At 65.3% G+C, this 16427-nt stretch carries 13 protein-coding genes; 7 read left to right on the top strand and 6 right to left on the bottom strand.

Annotation, left to right across the window (positions count from 1 at the left end):
• The first annotated feature begins 18 nt into the window (after nucleotides 1-18).
• Both BR78_RS0118855 and BR78_RS0118850 read left to right on the top strand, forming a co-directional pair.
• Nucleotides 19-1581: a CpaF family protein gene (locus BR78_RS0118855; RefSeq protein ID WP_197021404.1), complete on the top strand. Its 1563-nt coding sequence runs from the start codon at nucleotides 19-21 to the stop codon at nucleotides 1579-1581.
• 52 nt (nucleotides 1582-1633) lie between these two features.
• The gene (locus tag BR78_RS0118850) at nucleotides 1634-2776 is read left to right on the top strand and encodes an aspartyl protease family protein (RefSeq protein WP_231478324.1); all 1143 of its coding nucleotides are present in this window, start codon (nucleotides 1634-1636) and stop codon (nucleotides 2774-2776) included.
• Here the strand turns inward: BR78_RS0118850 and BR78_RS0118845 are convergent.
• Entirely contained in the window at nucleotides 2773-2994 is a 222-nt protein-coding gene (locus BR78_RS0118845) for a hypothetical protein (RefSeq protein WP_231478323.1), read from the bottom strand. The genes BR78_RS0118850 and BR78_RS0118845 overlap by 4 nt on opposite strands.
• 17 nt (nucleotides 2995-3011) lie before the next feature.
• Here BR78_RS0118845 and BR78_RS0118840 point away from each other — a divergent pair, with 17 nt between their 5' ends.
• Nucleotides 3012-3827 (top strand): class I SAM-dependent methyltransferase, encoded by an 816-nt coding sequence (locus BR78_RS0118840; protein WP_029937376.1) that lies wholly within the window; start codon nucleotides 3012-3014, stop codon nucleotides 3825-3827.
• A gap of 86 nt (nucleotides 3828-3913) precedes the next feature.
• The gene (locus tag BR78_RS22340; protein ID WP_269320218.1) at nucleotides 3914-4960 is read left to right on the top strand and encodes a methyl-accepting chemotaxis protein; all 1047 of its coding nucleotides are present in this window, start codon (nucleotides 3914-3916) and stop codon (nucleotides 4958-4960) included.
• Nucleotides 4961-5118: 158 nt separating this feature from the next.
• On the opposite strand, the gene phaR is transcribed toward BR78_RS22340, so the two are convergent.
• The gene (gene phaR, locus BR78_RS0118825) at nucleotides 5119-5682 is read right to left on the bottom strand and encodes a polyhydroxyalkanoate synthesis repressor PhaR (RefSeq protein ID WP_029937374.1); all 564 of its coding nucleotides are present in this window, start codon (nucleotides 5680-5682) and stop codon (nucleotides 5119-5121) included.
• Between the two features lie 188 nt (nucleotides 5683-5870).
• Here phaR and BR78_RS0118820 point away from each other — a divergent pair, with 188 nt between their 5' ends.
• The 3 genes from BR78_RS0118820 to BR78_RS0118810 all read left to right on the top strand — a co-directional run bounded on the left by BR78_RS0118820 (nucleotide 5871) and on the right by BR78_RS0118810 (nucleotide 11341).
• Entirely contained in the window at nucleotides 5871-6758 is an 888-nt protein-coding gene (locus BR78_RS0118820; protein ID WP_231478322.1) for an alpha/beta fold hydrolase, read from the top strand.
• Between the two features lie 40 nt (nucleotides 6759-6798).
• Nucleotides 6799-7971, top strand: a complete 1173-nt coding sequence (locus tag BR78_RS0118815) for an acetyl-CoA C-acetyltransferase (RefSeq protein WP_029937372.1) — start codon at nucleotides 6799-6801, stop codon at nucleotides 7969-7971.
• Between the two features lie 253 nt (nucleotides 7972-8224).
• Nucleotides 8225-11341 carry a TonB-dependent receptor plug domain-containing protein gene (locus tag BR78_RS0118810; protein ID WP_029937371.1) on the top strand — a complete coding sequence of 1039 codons (3117 nt, stop codon included), beginning with the start codon at nucleotides 8225-8227 and terminating at the stop codon, nucleotides 11339-11341.
• Nucleotides 11342-11451: 110 nt separating this feature from the next.
• Here BR78_RS0118810 and BR78_RS0118805 read toward each other — a convergent pair whose 3' ends face one another.
• From BR78_RS0118805 to BR78_RS0118790, 4 genes are all read right to left on the bottom strand, one after another.
• The gene (locus tag BR78_RS0118805) at nucleotides 11452-12603 is read right to left on the bottom strand and encodes an aspartyl/asparaginyl beta-hydroxylase domain-containing protein (protein ID WP_051683426.1); all 1152 of its coding nucleotides are present in this window, start codon (nucleotides 12601-12603) and stop codon (nucleotides 11452-11454) included.
• Between the two features lie 49 nt (nucleotides 12604-12652).
• A complete protein-coding gene (locus tag BR78_RS0118800; protein WP_029937369.1) occupies nucleotides 12653-13678 on the bottom strand; it encodes an alanine racemase in 1026 nt (341 codons plus the stop codon).
• Between the two features lie 10 nt (nucleotides 13679-13688).
• Nucleotides 13689-15275 carry an MFS transporter gene (locus BR78_RS0118795; RefSeq protein ID WP_029937368.1) on the bottom strand — a complete coding sequence of 529 codons (1587 nt, stop codon included), beginning with the start codon at nucleotides 15273-15275 and terminating at the stop codon, nucleotides 13689-13691.
• An 81-nt stretch (nucleotides 15276-15356) separates the two neighbouring features.
• The gene (locus tag BR78_RS0118790) at nucleotides 15357-16412 is read right to left on the bottom strand and encodes an NAD(P)-dependent alcohol dehydrogenase (RefSeq protein ID WP_029937367.1); all 1056 of its coding nucleotides are present in this window, start codon (nucleotides 16410-16412) and stop codon (nucleotides 15357-15359) included.
• Nucleotides 16413-16427 lie beyond the last annotated feature (15 nt).

Below are 16427 nucleotides of genomic sequence, written 5' to 3'. Positions count from 1 at the left end.
GGGACTACAGGTTAACCGATGAGCGCTTTCGGACGACGCAACGGAATGGGTGGCGGGACAGCCGGCGGACGACCCGCCTTCGGTGTCGCGCGTCCGATGCAAGGCCCAGGACCGGCGCCGCGTCCGTCCGATCCGCTGCCGGCCGGCGGTGAGCAATTCCCGCCGATCAGCAGCGTCCCCCTCCCCGGCGCCGGCGCGCCCGATCCGATGGCCGAGCGCGATCCCGCGGCCGGCAGCATCGCCAATGGCGATGCGATGCAGCGCCTCGCCGATCGTCAGGCGGCATCGGGCGATGCCGGCAATTCGCGCGTCGAAGGGTTCGAAGCCTCGATCCACCGCATCAAGGAACAGGTGCTCCCGCGCCTGCTCGAGCGCGTCGATCCCGAGGCTGCCGCGACGCTCAGCAAGGACGAGCTTGCCGAGGAATTCCGTCCGATCATCGGCGAAGTGCTCGCCGAGCTGAAGCTTACGCTCAATCGCCGCGAGCAGTTCGCGCTCGAGAAGGTCCTCGTCGACGAACTGCTCGGCCTCGGGCCCTTGGAAGAACTGCTCTCCGATCCGGCCGTTTCGGACATCATGGTCAACGGCCCCGAACAGACCTTCATCGAACGCAAGGGCAAGCTCGAGCTCGCCAATATCCAGTTCCGCGACGAGGAGCATCTGTTCCAGATCGCGCAGCGAATCTGCAACTCGGTCGGCCGCCGCGTCGACCAGACCACGCCGCTCGCCGACGCGCGCCTCAAGGACGGCAGCCGCGTCAACGTGATCGTGCCGCCGCTCTCCTTGCGCGGCACTGCGATCTCGATTCGTAAATTCTCGGCCAAGCCGATCACGCTCGACATGATGGCGAATGGCGGCTCGATGAGCACCAAGATGGCCACCGCGCTCAAGATCGCAGGCGCCAGCCGCTTCAACATCGTCATCTCGGGCGGCACCGGCTCCGGCAAGACGACGATGCTCAATGCCCTGTCGAAGATGATCGACCCGGGCGAGCGCGTGCTGACGATCGAGGACGCCGCCGAACTCCGCCTGCAGCAACCCCATTGGCTGCCGCTCGAAACGCGTCCGCCCAACCTCGAAGGCCAAGGCGAGATCACGATCCGTGATCTGGTGAAGAACTCGCTGCGTATGCGCCCGGATCGCATCATCCTGGGCGAAATTCGCGGCTCCGAGTGTTTCGATCTGCTTTCGGCGATGAACACAGGCCATGATGGCTCGATGTGTACGCTCCACTCCAACTCCCCGCGCGAATGCCTGGGACGCATGGAGAACATGGTGATGATGGGCGACATCAAGATGCCCAAGGAAGCCATCAGCCGCCAGATCGCCGATTCGGTCGATCTGATCGTTCAGGTGAAGCGCCTGCGCGACGGCTCGCGCAGGGTCACCAACATCACCGAAGTGATCGGCATGGAAGGTCCGGTGATCGTCACCCAGGAGCTGTTCAAATTCGAGTATCTGGACGAATCGTCCGACGGCAAGATCATCGGCGAATATCGCTCGATGGGCCTGCGCCCGTATACGCTAGACAAGGCCCGGCAGTACGGCTTCGATCAGGCGATGCTCGAGGCGTGCCTCTGATCGCCGCCGAGTGAAGATTTCGGCCCGGTCGTTTCCGCACTAGGCTATGCCCGTGCCCGCCCTCCTCGCCCCGATCGTCGCACTCGCCGCACCGCAGGCAGCGACCGCGCTCGATACCGACACCGAGGCGCGCTGGGTCGATTTCGAGCTGACGCCCTACAACCAGCTCCGTTTCCCGATCGCGCTCAACGGCCATATGAGCTGGGCGATTCTCGATACCGGGCTCAGCGACACCATCGTGACGAGCCGCTTCGCGCGCATCGCCGGCCTCGCGGCCTCGCGCCGTCAGCGCGCGCTGGCAATCGGCGGCGGCGTCGAAGTCGGCTGGGCCGATGCCGCTTCGATCCGCTTCGGCGGCCTGACCCGCAGCCATGCCCGCGTCGGCATCGCCGATCCCGCGGGGCAGATCCGCTTCGGTGCCGATATACTGGTCGGGGCGGACATCCTGAGCTGCTGCGCGCTCGACATCGATTATGACGCCCGCCGCTTTCGCATCCTGTCGAGCGGACGAATGCCCTTCTCCGGCACCACGGCGCCGCTGCGGCGCAGAATCCCCAACGGCGTCTACCAGTCCGAAGTCGCGATCGCCGGCAAGGCGTTGCGGCCGATCATCGTCGATACCGGCGACGGCGGATCACTGACGTTGAGCCGCACCGCCTGGGCCTCGACCGGAATTCGAGAGGCGCGCGTCACCACGACGCTGGGCTGGGGCATGGGCGGCCCTGTCGTCACCGATACGCTCGTGATCCCGTCCCTCTCGCTCGCCGGCATGGCGCCGGTGGAGGCCGAACTGCGAATCGAGGGTGACGGCGGCTTCTCCGCTTCCGTCGGCGCTGCTGGCCGGCTGGGAACCGGCATGCTGCTGCGCTATCGCGTGCTCCTTGATCCCCGCGCCGGCCGGATGATTCTCCAGCCGGGCAAGACGCGCGACGCCAGGATCGTCCGCTCGACCAGTGGGCTGCTCGTCGAGCTCACCGGCGCCGCGCTGCGGGTAGTCCATGTCATGCGCGGCTCTCCCGCCGAGGCAGGCGGCTGGAAAGCGGGCGACCTCATCTGCTCGGCCGATGGCGTCACCGTGGCCGAAGACGTCAAGAACGGACTGATCGAATGGACCGTCGGCGTGCCTGGTCGAACCGTTCGTGTCGGATTATGCGACGGCACCGAGCGCAGCCTGACGCTCGCCATATTCTATTAGCGCAGGTTGAGCGCGAGGCTCGCAAGGATCACCGCAGCGAGCATCGCCAGCACCTGGAGCAGCGTCCAGGGCATGAATCCGATCCGGTCCACATCCCGGCGCCGGCGCCGGCGATGCTCGCCGAAACCGCTGGCCACCGCGACCAGCACGGCAGCTACCGCACCGCCCCATAATTGTTGTTGCATCGTTTCGAAAAACTCCCACATGCGCTCTGCCATCCACGTAAGGAAATGTCATGCGCCAGACTCTGACCGTGCTCGGCCTTCTTACCACTGCGATCGCCGTGGCGAGCGTCGCCGCGGGCGAGCCGCGGACGCAGCGCCACGCGATCCAGGACGCGGTTTCCGCCAGCACGCGAACGCCGGCGAACATCGCACGCGACAAATATCGCCACCCGGTCGAGACCTTGAGCTTCTTCGGAGTCAAGCCGGGACAGACGGTGGTGGAGATCTGGCCGGGCGGCGGCTGGTATACTGAGATCCTCGCGCCGCTCACTGCGGCCAAGGGAACGCTCTACGCCGCTGCGCCCTGGCCAAACGGCGTGAAGGGCGTGCAGGCGCTCCAGGCGAAGAACCCGGCGGTCTTCGGTCATGTGAAGCTCGCCGCTTTCCCCTGGGCCGAGGGCCAGCCCAAGGTTCCCGACGGCAGCGCCGACATCGTCCTCACCTTCCGCAACGTCCACAATTGGCGGATGGGGTATCAGCGGAACGGGCAGGATTATTCGGCCGAGGCCTTCGCGCAGATGTTCGCGATGCTCAAGCCCGGCGGCGTGCTTGGCATCGAAGACCATCGCCTGCCCGAAAGCGCCAGCGACGAGCGCGAGAAGAACAGCGGTTATATCAAGGTGTCGACGGTCCGGCGGCTCGCAGAGCAGGCCGGGTTCAAGTTCGTCGCCGCCTCTGAAGTCAACGCCAATGCGCGCGACACCGCCGACTGGCCCCAAGGCGTCTGGACGCTCCCCCCCAGCTACACTCTCAAGGATGTGGATCGGGCCAAATATGCGGCGATCGGCGAAAGCGACAGGATGACGCTAAAGTTCAGGAAGCCCTGATATTTTTGCTGCGCCGCCGCAATAGTCCACGCTCCCTTAACCAATAAGCCGTAGCTATCGGGTCCGTGCCACGCCGGATCCGCTCTTTGCTGTCCGTCCTTCGCGACGAGGTCGATACTTTCGCCAGCACGAGCGAGGAGATCGCCGCACGCACCAACCTGCTGGCGCTCAACGCCGCGATCGAAGCCGCCCGTTCGGGGGAAGCCGGTCGCGGCTTCTCGGTCGTTGCGCAGGAAGTGAAGGCGCTCGCCCAGCAGGCGCGCCATGCCAGCCTCGAATTTCGCTCCGAAGTCCGTGAGCGCCTCGCCATGGGTGCGGGCATTGCCGACGAGATGGTCGGCGAGATCGAGGGGACTCGCCTCGTCGAGCTCGCCCAGGCGCTGATCCAGAACGTCACGCGCCATCTCTATGGCCGCAGCGTCGATCTGCGCGTGATGGGGTCCGATGCCGAAGTCGTCGCCGCAACGCTCGATCCAACGCCCGAAAAACTCGCCGCCGCGCAGGCGCGTCTTGCGGCTTTCACCCGGACCTCGCCTTATTATCTCAACGTCTTCGTCGCCGACCGCGATGGCCGCATCATCATCTGTTCGGATCCCGATGCACGCGTCCGTCAGACCAATGTCGGTAACGCGCCGCAATTCCTGAAAGCGATGGCCAGCACCAGCCGCGACCAGTGGTTCACCGACGAGGTCTGGCAGAACCCCTGGTCCGATCACCGTGCGGTGCTCGTCTTCGTCACCGGCATCCGTCCGCGCGACAGCGACGGCAGGCCCGCCGGAGTCTTCTACGTCGAGTTCGACTGGGAAGGGCGCATCCCCGCCATCATCTCCGATCGCTCGCTGTTCGGCGAAAAGGAATGGGCGCGCACCCGCATCTCGATCATCGACGAGGCGGCGCGCATCGTCGCGGATTCCTCCGGCACGCGTTTCGGTGAGACGATCCCGCTGCCGGCAAAGGCCGTCCGCGGTGCCGAGGCACGGGCCGACACCACGATCGCCTTCGCCACCGCAACCGCCGACGGCCATCACGGCTTCGACGGGCTGGGCCTGCGCTGCGTCATCGAGCAGAAGATGATCAGCATGGACGAGATTCGGGCGGCGCTGGGCGGCCTCGGCATGCGCAAGGCTCTCTAACTCCCCTCCCCGCAAGGGAGGGGTTGGGGTTGGGTGCGACCCCGGCGAAGGCCGGGGAGCCCTTCGATGCACTCGGCAATAAGAAAAGGCCGGGCATCGAGCCCGACCTTTTCTAACCCACCCCTAGCCCCTCCCTTGCAGGGAGGGGAATGGGCCCGTCACTTGCCCAATTTCTCGATCTTGTCCTGCAACCGCGCCAGTTCGGCCTTGAGCGCGGAGACGTCGTCGCCGCCCTCGGCCGTCGGGGGCGCCGGCGTTGCGGGAGCCCCTGGCACCGCGCCCGGCTTGAACGCTTCCGCAGCCGCTTCGAACATCGCCATGTTGCGCTTGGCGATCTCGGCGAAAGGCGAGTTGGCGAACGCCCCCTCGACTGCCGACTTGAACTGCTCCTGGTTGCGCCGGAAGCTGTCCATCGACGCTTCCAGATAGCCGGGCACCATCGCCTGCATCGAATCGCCGTAGAGCGAGATCAGCTGGCGGAGGAAATTGACCGGCAGCATCGAAGTGCCCCGCGCTTCCTCTTCCATGATGATCTGGGTCAGCACATTGTGCGTGATGTCCTCGTCGGTCTTGGCGTCGACGACCTTGAAGTCGCGCCCCTCGCGCGTCATCACCGCGAGATGATCGAGCGTGATGTAGGACGAGGTTTCGGTGTTGTAGAGTCGGCGGTTCGCGTATTTTTTGATGATGACCGGGCCGGAACCCGTAGCAGCCTTCTTCATGGATACCCCCACGCGTGAATGGTGATACCCTAACATCCTTTGCCGCATCGCAACAAGGGCCTCGGCCACTTCCCCTGTTTCTGACGCTGCTGCGCAGCGAAACTGCAGCATCGCCCGAACGACGCGCCGCAGCACTTGCCGGTCTCCGCGCCTATCAGGAAGCCCCCCGCCCGGCACCGCGCGAACCGATGCCGGCGGTCGCCAGCGCGGGCCGCGCGGTGCTGCGCGATTATGGCGGCACCGGCCTGCCGGTGGTGTTCGTGCCGTCGCTGATCAATCCGCCGCTGGTCCTTGATCTCGGCGAGAATTCGCTGCTCCGCTGGCTCGCGCAGCACGGCGTGCACCCGCTCCTCGTCGACTGGGGCTCGCCCACGCCCGACGATCGCGCGCAGGACGTGACGGCGCATGTCGAGGGGTTGCTCCTTCCGTTGCTCGCCACGCTCGATCGCCCGCCCGCGCTGGTCGGCTATTGCCTCGGCGGCACGATGGCGACTGCCACGGCCGCCGCGATTCGAACCGCCGGTCTCGTCACCATCGCCGCACCATGGCGCTTCAAGGCGTATGGCGACGCACTCGAACCGATCTCCGCCTTGTGGGACCAGGCCCACGACACGTGCGAACAGCTGGGCCTGGTGCCGATGGAAGTCCTGCAGTCGGGGTTCTGGCAGCTCGATCCGAGGCGCACGATCGCCAAGTTCGAGCGCTTCGCACGCCTGGAGCCCGACAGCGCCGAGGCCCGCGCCTTCGTCGCGCTCGAGGATTGGGCCAATGGCGGCGCCCCGCTCACCTTCGCCGCCGGCCGACAGTTGTTCGACGACTTCTTCGTGGCGGACCTTCCCGGCAGCGGCCGCTGGCAGATCGCCGGCCGCAACGTCGATCCCGAGACCTTGGGTATCCCCGCTCTCTCCTTCGTCTCGAGCACCGACCGCATCGTCCCCGCCGCCAGCGCCGCGCGGATCGGCGAGGTGCGCGAGCTGGCGATGGGGCATGTCGGGATGATCGTCGGCAGCCGGGCGCGCGAAGCTTTGTGGCAGCCGCTTGCGGACTGGCTAACCGCGCTTGCCCTCACTAGATAGCCGCCAAACACAAAGACGTCTGCGCAGGAGCCTCATTAACATGACCGACATCGTCATCACCGCCGCCAAGCGCACGCCGGTTGGCAGCTTCCTCGGCGCCTTTGCCGCGACGCCTGCGCACGAGCTGGGCCGGATCGCGATCGAGGCCGCGCTCGAGCAGGCCGGCGTGAAGGGCGAGGAAGTCAGCGAAGTCATCCTGGGACAAGTGCTCACCGCCGCGCAGGGCCAGAACCCGGCGCGCCAGGCATCGATGGCCGCGGGCGTCCCCAAGGAGGTCCCCGCCTGGGGCGTCCAGCAGGTCTGCGGCTCCGGCCTCCGCGCTGTGGCGCTCGCATATCAGGCGATCGCCACCGGTGACGCGACGATCGTCGTCGCGGGCGGGCAGGAGAGCATGTCGATGAGCACCCATGCGCAATCGCTGCGCCCGGGCACCAAGATGGGCGATCTCAGCCTGGTCGACACGATGATCAAGGACGGCCTGACCGACGTGTTCAACGGCTATCACATGGGCATCACCGCCGAGAACCTCGCCGAGCAATACCAGGTCACGCGCGGCGAGCAGGACGCGTTCGCCGTCCGCTCGCAGAACCTCGCCGAGAAGGCGCGCGCGGCGGGCAAGTTCAAGGACGAGATCGCGCCGGTCACGATCAAGGGCCGCAAGGGCGACACCGTGGTCGATCAGGACGAATATATCCGCGCCGGCGCCACCGTGGAGAGCGTGTCTGGCCTCCGCCCCGCCTTCAAGAAAGACGGCACCGTCACCGCCGCAAATGCCTCGGGCCTCAACGATGGCGCCGCTGCGCTGGTCATGATGAGCCGCGAGGAGGCCGAGAAGCGCGGCGCCCCGATCCTCGCCACGATCAGGAGCTGGGCGAGCGTCGGCGTCGATCCTTCCATCATGGGCATCGGCCCTGTCCCTGCCTCGAAGAAGGCGCTGGAGAAGGCCGGCTGGACGATCGCCGATCTCGACCTGATCGAAGCCAACGAGGCTTTTGCGGCGCAGGCCTTGTCGGTCGGCAAGGAGCTCGGCTGGGATGCCGACAAGGTCAACGTCAATGGCGGCGCGATCGCGATCGGCCACCCGATCGGCGCCTCCGGCGCGCGGGTTTTGACTACGCTGATCTACGAGATGCAGAAGCGCGACGCCAGCAAAGGCCTCGCCACGCTCTGCATTGGCGGCGGGATGGGCATCGCAATGTGCATCGAGCGGTAGTGGTTCGGCGGCGCGGCGAGGTTCGCTGCGCCGCACCAGTCGGCGGTGCTACACCGTGATAGTACAGTTAGTCGCTAATGTTACAAAATTGCCCAATGCGCTTGAGTAGCGCAACAAAGGGAAAATAGCTGTAGCATAAGTGCAACAGGGCATCGGTAATTAATCCTCAGTTCACAAACGGCCTTGCGCGTTGACACCCGTATAGGGCGTCATTGGACCTGATCGGGCATCAAGCTCGAAAAGGGGGCCCCAAATGAAAATCAGCCGACTACTCGGTGCTACCGCTCTTGCCAGCGCCGCTTTCCTGGTACCGCATGTCGCATTTGCGCAGGCCGCGGACCCGCAGAGCTCGGATTCGGCGGCGCAGACCAGCGATGGCCAGACCGAGACGACCTCAGACGAAACGATCGTCGTCACCGGTTCGCGCATTCGCCAGCCGAATCTTGAGACGGTGACCCCGGTCACCACCATGACGGCCGAGGACCTGGCCGTGAGCGGCAGCGCCAGCATCGGCGATAAGCTCAATGAGTTGCCGGCGCTCCGTTCGACCTACAGCCAGGCGAATTCGACGCGTTTCATCGGCACCACCGGCCTCAACCTGCTCGACCTTCGCGGGCTGGGCATCGAGCGTACGCTGGTCCTCGTGAACGGCCGCCGCCACGTCACCGCGGTGCCGGGCAGCTTCCTTGTCGACGTGCAGACGATCCCGAGCGACCTCGTGGAGCGTGTCGACGTAATCACGGGCGGCAGCTCGGCCGTTTACGGTTCGGACGCGATCTCGGGCGTGGTCAACTTCGTTCTCAAGGACAATTTCGAAGGCATCAAGCTCAATGCCCAGAACGGCATTTCGAGCCACGGCGACCGCAACATCTATTTCGGTTCGGTCACTGCCGGCACCAACTTCGCGGAGGGCCGCGGCAACATCTCCGGCAACTTCGAATACACGCATTCCGACGCGCTTTATAACAACCAGCGCGACGATATCACCGGCTCTTATAGCGGCCGCTGCCAGCTCAATCTGAACGACTTCACCACCGGCGAGCCGCAGAGCGGCGACGGGGTGCCCGACCAGATCTTTTTCTGCGGCGTTCGCAACAACAACATCTCGACTGGCGGCACGCTGCTGGCGAATGTCAGCGCCGCGCAGTGCCAGAGCGCCGCGTTCGGCCCCGGCGGCGCCAGCGCCGCGATCGGCTCCGTGCGCTGCCTCAACCCCGGCACCGTCAACGGCCAGCCGCGCACGTATCGCTTCAGCCCGACGGGCACGCTGCTCCAGGACATCCCGGCCTATGACTTCCGTCCGTTCGGCTCGGGCAACATCATCAGCGCCGCGAACTCGCTGGTTCCGGGCACGACTCTGCGCGAGACGGGTCAGCTGGCGCCCGGCCTCGACCGTTACAACGCCAACCTGCTGTTCAAGTTCGAGTTCTCGCCGGCTTTCGAAGTGTTCGCCGAGGGCAAATACGTTCACCTGAAGTCGATCCAGGAAGGCCAACCGACCTTCTATCAGTCCATCGCCAACACGATCGGCATCCCGAACCTGCGCTGCGACAACGCCTTCCTTTCGGCAGCGAATCTCGCTGCGGTCCAGGCGATCGGCTATTGTTCGAACGGCGCCACTTCGGCGCAGACGCTCCCGGTCGGTCGCTACAACGTCGATTTTGGTGGTCGCAGCGAGATCGTGACTCGCGACACCTGGCGCTTCGTCGGCGGCGTTCGCGGTGACTTCAACGACGACTGGCACTATGAAGTGTCGGCCACCTATGGCCGAGTGAAGATCCGTCAGGACGAGCATAACGACCTGATCATCACGGATGCCGACGGCAACCTCGACGGCTTCTCGTTGGCCTATGACGCGGTTCGCAACGCCGCGGGCCAGATCGTCTGCCGCGTCAACCAGGTGACCGTCACGGCTCCGGGCTGCGTACCGCTCAACATGTTCGGCTATGGCGCGCCCAGCCAGGCGGCGCTCGATTATATCAACACCACCTCGTGGGTGAAGAGCAAGGCGAGCGAGCTCGACATCCTGGCCTATGTCTCGGGCGACCTTTCGCAGGTGTTCGAACTGCCCGGCGGACCAGTGGCGTTCGTGGTCGGCGGCGAATATCGTCGTGAGACCGCGTATCAGGTCGCCGATCCGCGCTCGGCGGCCGGGGGCACCTTCTTCAACGCGTTCTCGGAATTCGATCCGCCCGCGTTCGACGTCAAGGAAGCCTTTGGCGAGCTTTCGCTCCCGCTCCTGAAGGACCTGCCGTTCGCGCGGGAACTCACGCTCACGGGTGCGGCGCGCTATTCGGACTACAACACCAGCGCCGGCTCCACCTTCGCGTGGAACGCAGGCGGCACCTGGCGTCCGATCAACGATCTCCGCTTCCGTGCGAACTATTCGCGCTCGGTTCGTGTGCCGACCCTCGACGATCTCTATTCGTCGCCCTCGCAGAACTTCGCGTTCCTGCAGGACCCGTGTGACGCCCTCTATATCGGCAACGGCACGACCAACCGCCCGACCAACTGCTCGGCGCAGGGCATTCCGGCGGGCTATGTCAACACCGCGGCACGCGCGGCCAGCACCGGCTATCTCTCGGCAGGCAACCCGTTCCTGACCGAAGAGCAGTCGAGCAGCTGGACAATCGGTGCGGTGTACACGCCGTCGTTCCTTCCGGGGTTCAGCTTCACGGCCGATTATTACAACATCCAGCTGAAGAACCGGATCGAAACCCTCGGCGCACAGACGATCCTCAACCAGTGCTACGATCTGCCGCAGCCGAACGAATATTGCTTGCTGCTGTCCGCACGTAATCCGGATTTCAGCTTCGCCGATCCGGCCCTCACTTCGGCCGGCATCAACTTCGCGAAGGGCACTGCGCGGGGCATCGATTTCGAGCTGAACTACAACAAGCGGTTCGATGACTTCTGGTCGTTGAATCTCCACAGCGTGCTCACGTACGTGATCGAGCGCGACAACTATGTCAGCCCGACCAACCCGACGATCAAGGATCAGCAGCTACAGGAACTGGGCGATCCGCGTTGGGCAGCCAATGCCAACATCATGGTTGGCGCTGGTCCGGCTACGATCCGCTGGTCGATCAACTATATCGGCAAGCAGACCGTGGGTGCTTACGAGAACTATTATTCGATCCAGGGCCGTCCGCCGCAGAATGCCGATAACGCGCTCCCGCGCTGGTATCCGGACGTGTTCTATCACAACATGAAGATCGATCTGAAGGCGAACGACCAGTTCACTTTCTATATCGGCGTCGACAATGTCTTCGACACCCGGCCTCCGCTCGGCGAGCTCGGCACGACGGGTGGTTCGGCGTACGACGCGATCGGCCGCTATTTCTACTCGGGTATCAAGATCAATCTTTAAGCCCGATCGGCCAATGAACTTATTTGGGGGCTGCTTCGGCAGCCCCTTTTTGTTGATATGTGGCCAAATCAGTGAGGGCGGAGCACGAGAAATGCTCACACCTCTGCCGGTCAGGCGGAGTCGATCGCCTCGAACATCGCAGTGACGGCACCCCGCTCGCCTTCGTCCAACTCGGGCCGCCAGATATCGAAGATCAGCAGGATGCGGTCTTCCTCGCTGTCGTTCCATGCCTCATGCTCGATCGTGTCGTCGAAGATCATGAGCTTGCCGACTTGCCATTCGCGCACTTCGTTGCCGACGCGGAAGCCGCAGCGTGACGGCACCACCAACGGCAGATGGCAAATCAGCCGGGTGTTGATCATGCCGTGGTGGGGCTCTATTCGCGCTCCCGGCTGGAGCAGCGAAAAAAGGATCGACGGCGCGCGCGTGGTGATGTGTGGCATCGGCACCTGCTCGAGCGCCGCGAAAGTCTTTGGAAAGCGTTCGCGCGCACCCGGTGTCGCCGCGCCGTTCTCCCACAGATAGAGCGTGCTCCATGCGGGATTGTCGAGCAGCCCGTGGAAATCGTAGCTGGGGCGATCGCTTCGTGACTGGAGATAGGGACGAAACGGGCTCCCTTGTGCCAGCGCCTGCTCCAGCTCCGCGCGGATCGTGCCTGCCGCCGCCTCCACGTCCGCAGCCCAGGCAAATTGTTCGGTTTCATAGAATTGGATCTGCGGCAGCTCCGGAAAATAATAGGCACTCGGCTGCTGGAGATAGACCTGCTTCTCTCCGGCGAGGATTCCCAGCGACTGATCGAACCGGCGCGACCGGCTCGCCGGATCGAACCCTGCTTCGGAAAGCCGCGTTTCGAGCTTGCGCTGGAATTCGCCGGTAATCGCTCGAGCGCGCCCGGCGCCTCGACGGACCTCCGCTGCCAGATCGTCAGGCAGTCCCTGCATCGTTCCGGCGAGTTGCACGGCCTTTCGATAAAAGCTCGAAGCGCCTCGCGCATCGCCTTGTCCATCTCGCGCATCGGCCTTGAAGACGAGCGCACGCAGATTGGTGCTTTCCTGGGTGAGCACCGCATCGCACGCGCTTTCGACTTCGGGCCAATCCCCCGCCATCCGGCTTGCGTGCGCGAGCAACAACCATATCTGGGCATTGGCGCGTCCGCTGTCGGTAACGCGCCGGAAGGCGACGCGTGCGGTCTGCGCATCGCCCGACTGCAGCGCCGCAGCGCCCTCCCGAACCATCTTCTCGGCTTCTGCGACGCTGATCATCGCCAACGCTTACCACGCCGGATCGGCAGGGCAACGTCGTGCGCAGCGTCTACCCCCAGACGCGGTCGAACCGCTCGCCGAGCCCGGTGATCAGCTCATATTGCGACAGCCCACTCAGCGCCGCGGTCTCCGGCAGCGCATAATCGAGCGACACCCAGTCGCCCTCCGCCAGCCCGGGCACTGCATCGACCGCGATCGCGGTCAGGTCCATCGACACCCGCCCGATCACCGGCAGCACCGCGTCGCCCGCCCGCGCGCGCCCCTTGCCCGAAAAGCAGCGTAGATAACCGTCGGCATAACCGAGATTGAGCACCGCCACTTCCATGTCCGCGGGGGCAGTGAAGGTGGCGTTGTAGCCGACGATCCCACCGGCAGGCACACGCCGCCGCTGGAGGATCTGGACTTGCGGAGTCACGACCTGCCGGATGCCGGCATGCGCAGCGCGCTGGCGTCCGCCATACAGCGCGATTCCGGGCCGGGTCAGATCGAAGGCATAGTCCGTCCCCAGCGCGATCCCTGCCGAATTGGCGAGGCTCATGCGATTGGCCGAGGTCCGCCCCGCGAGCGCCGCGAATGCCGTGCGCTGCCGCTCGTTGAGCGGCACATCCTCGTCGGCGCAGGCGAGATGGCTCATCAGCGTGTCGATCCGAAGCCCGTCGAGCAGGCCGCCCGCGACATCCTCCGGCGCGATGCCGAGCCGGTTCATGCCGGTGTCGACCATCACGTCGCACAGCCCTCCGCCCGCTTCCCGCCAGCGCCGCACCTGCTCGATCGTATTGAGCACAGGCCGCGCATTGGCCGGTCGATCCTCCATGTCGGCGTCGCGCACCCCGTGCAGCACCGAGACGGAGACCCCCAGATCGGCGAGCGCCCGCGCCTCGCTCCACATCGCGACGAAGAAGTCGCGGCACCCCGCCTCGGCCAGCCGCTGCACCACCTCACGGGCGCCCAGGCCATAGCCATCCGCCTTGATCGCGGCGCCGCACGCCGCGCCGCCGCTCATGTCGCGCAGCAGCCGCCAGTTCGCGACCAGCGCGTCGCCATCGAGCCTCAGCCTCAGGGGGGAATGGGTCATGCCAGCGCGGTTAGCGTCTGGCGGCGCCCTGCGCCACCGTCTCCTTCAGGCCCCAGGCCGTGACTGCCAGCGCCATCGCCACCACCGCGAAGGTGTACCAGAGCCCGGCATAGGGATCGCCGGTCCGTGCGACGATATATTGGCTGATCAGCGGCAGGAATCCGCCGAAATAGCCGGTGCCGATATGATAGGGGATCGACATCGAGCTGTAGCGGATCTTCGACGGAAACATCTCCGACAGCAACGCCGCCACCGGCCCATAGGTCGCCCCCGAAAGCGCCATGAGCGCGAGGATCGCGAGCACGATGATCGCGATGTTCGCCACCGGCGGCACCGTAGGTTCGAGGTCCCATCCGGCCGCCGCCAGGGCCGCGTCCAGTCCCGCGGGGCTCAGATCGTTGACCGGCTGCCCGCCTATCGACACCGTCGTCACCTGTTCGGCGATCGTCCGATAGGCGACACCTTTCTTCGAGAAATGATCGAGCAGCTTGCCGCACTCGTCGGCCTGCTTCGCCGCGAACGGGTCGTATGCGCAATGCGGGCCCGAGACGACTACCGGCGCCCGCCGCGCCGCCTTCGCCAGCTCCGGATTGGCCGCGCTGCCGATCACCCAGAACAAGGGGAAGAGCAGCAGCAGCGTTAGTGCATAACCGACGACGATGGGGATCTTCCGGCCGATCCGATCCGAGAGATGCCCGAAGAACAGGAAGAAGAAGAGCCCGACGATCGCCGATCCGCCGGTGATCAATTGCGCCGCGGTGGGATCGAGCCGCATCGGTCCCTGCAGGAACGACAGCACCGAGAACATCGACGTATACCAGATCACCGTCAGTCCGGCCGAGATGCCGAACAAGGCGACGAACAGCCTTTTGCCGTTGCCGGGATAGGTGAAGCTCTCGAGGAACGGATTGGCCGCGGTCTCGCCCGCTTCCTTCATCGCCTTGAACACCGGGCTCTCGGAAAGCTTCAATCGCATCCACAGCGACACCGCGAGCAGCAGGATCGAGAACAGGAACGGTACCCGCCATCCCCAACTGGCCCAGACGTCCGCGAGCGCGAGCTTCGAGATCAGCACCACCGCGAGACTGAGGATGAACCCCCCGACCACGCTCGCCTGGATGAAGCTGGTGTGGAAGCCCGCCCGCCCCGGCGGCGAATGCTCGGCAACATAGATTGCCGCGCCACCATATTCGCCGCCCAGTGCCAGCCCCTGGCAGATGCGCAGCAGGATGATCAGCACCGGGGCGGTCATCCCGATCGCGGCATAGCTCGGCACCAGCCCGACCCCCGCGGTCGCCACGCCCATCAGCGTGATCGTCACGAGGAAAGTGTATTTGCGCCCGAGCTTGTCACCGAGATAGCCGAACAGCACCGCACCCAGCGGCCGGAACCCGAACCCCACTGCGAATCCCGCCCAGGCGAGCAAGGTCTGCAGCACTTCGTTGCCCGCGGGAAAGAAGGTCCGACCGATGATCCCCGAGGCGGCGAGCGTGCCGTAGATGAAGAAGTCGTACCATTCGAACACGGTGCCCAGCGACGATGCGCTGATCACCAGCCGCATGTCCTTCGCGCTCGGTTCGGCCGCTGCACTGGCCATCTCGCCCTCCCTGTTTCGTTCAGGGTGTAGCGGCTCGGTCACCGGGGGCAAGACGCGCGGGCGTTGCGCCCGCGCGCGGTTTCACGCGGCCAGCGTCTTGTTGTCGATGACGAAGCGATACTTCACGTCGCTGCGCAGCATCCGCTCATACGCCGCGTCGATGTCCTGCGCCGCGATCATCTCGACCTCGGAGACGATGCCATGCTCGGCGCAGAAATCGAGCATCTCCTGCGTCTCGGCGATACCCCCGATCAGCGAACCCGCGATCGCCCGCCGCCCGAAGATCAGCGTCCCCACATTGGGCGAAGGGTGGGCATGCTCGGGCACGCCGACGAGGCAGAGTGTCCCGTCGCGCTTGAGCAGCGCCGTGAACGCGTCGAGATCATGGCTCGCCGCGACGGTGTTGAGGATGAAGTCGAAGCTGCCGGCATGCCCCGCCATCTCGTCCTCATTGCGCGACACCACGACTTCGTCAGCGCCCAGATCGAGTGCATCCTGCCGCTTGCTCTCCGAAGTGGTGAACGCGACGACATGCGCGCCCAGCGCGTGCGCCAGCTTGACGCCCATATGGCCGAGCCCGCCGATGCCGACGATCCCCACCTTCTTGCCCGGGCCGACATTCCAGTGGCGCAGCGGCGACCAGGTGGTGATCCCCGCGCAGAGCAAGGGCGCCGCGGCGGCGAGCTGCTCCGCGCTGTGGCGGATCTTGAGCACGAACTTGTCGTCGACCACGACGCGCTGCGAATAGCCACCCAGCGTATGCCCCGGCGCATCCGTGGTCGCGCCGTTATAGGTGCCGACGAACCCCGTTCCGGTGCAATATTGCTCCAGCCCCTCGGCGCATTCGGGGCAATGCTGGCAGCTGTCGACCATGCAGCCGACACCCACGGTATCGCCCACCGCGAACTTCGTCACGTCGCTGCCCACTGCCGAGACGTGCCCGACGATCTCGTGCCCGGGCACGCACGGATAGAGTGTCCCGCCCCATTCGGAGCGGACGGTGTGCAGGTCCGAATGGCAGACGCCGCAATAAGCGATGTCGATCTGCACATCGTGCGGACCCGGCGCGCGGCGCTCGATCGCGATGGGTTCGAGCGGCTTGTCGGCGGCATAGGCGCCATAGGCTTGGACGGTCATGTCGGTTCTCCAGAA

Origin of the sequence: Sphingomonas sp. UNC305MFCol5.2, from assembly GCF_000712135.1 — a bacterium.
GTDB lineage: Bacteria > Pseudomonadota > Alphaproteobacteria > Sphingomonadales > Sphingomonadaceae > Sphingomonas.
The sequence above is the reverse complement of the archived record's forward strand: the minus strand, read 5'-3'. Positions and strand labels throughout refer to the sequence as shown.

Excerpts from the sequence above, each read along its gene's own strand:
- BR78_RS0118855 (WP_197021404.1), top strand. The coding sequence starts at position 19 with ATGAGCGCTTTCGGACGACGCAACGGAATGGGTGGCGGGACAGCCGGC.
- BR78_RS0118845 (WP_231478323.1), bottom strand. The coding sequence starts at position 2,994 with ATGGCAGAGCGCATGTGGGAGTTTTTCGAAACGATGCAACAACAATTA.
- BR78_RS0118840 (WP_029937376.1), top strand. The coding sequence starts at position 3,012 with ATGCGCCAGACTCTGACCGTGCTCGGCCTTCTTACCACTGCGATCGCC.
- phaR (WP_029937374.1), bottom strand. The coding sequence starts at position 5,682 with ATGAAGAAGGCTGCTACGGGTTCCGGCCCGGTCATCATCAAAAAATAC.
- BR78_RS0118820 (WP_231478322.1), top strand. The coding sequence starts at position 5,871 with ATGCCGGCGGTCGCCAGCGCGGGCCGCGCGGTGCTGCGCGATTATGGC.
- BR78_RS0118815 (WP_029937372.1), top strand. The coding sequence starts at position 6,799 with ATGACCGACATCGTCATCACCGCCGCCAAGCGCACGCCGGTTGGCAGC.
- BR78_RS0118810 (WP_029937371.1), top strand. The coding sequence starts at position 8,225 with ATGAAAATCAGCCGACTACTCGGTGCTACCGCTCTTGCCAGCGCCGCT.
- BR78_RS0118805 (WP_051683426.1), bottom strand. The coding sequence starts at position 12,603 with ATGATCAGCGTCGCAGAAGCCGAGAAGATGGTTCGGGAGGGCGCTGCG.
- BR78_RS0118800 (WP_029937369.1), bottom strand. The coding sequence starts at position 13,678 with ATGACCCATTCCCCCCTGAGGCTGAGGCTCGATGGCGACGCGCTGGTC.
- BR78_RS0118795 (WP_029937368.1), bottom strand. The coding sequence starts at position 15,275 with ATGGCCAGTGCAGCGGCCGAACCGAGCGCGAAGGACATGCGGCTGGTG.
- BR78_RS0118790 (WP_029937367.1), bottom strand. The coding sequence starts at position 16,412 with ATGACCGTCCAAGCCTATGGCGCCTATGCCGCCGACAAGCCGCTCGAA.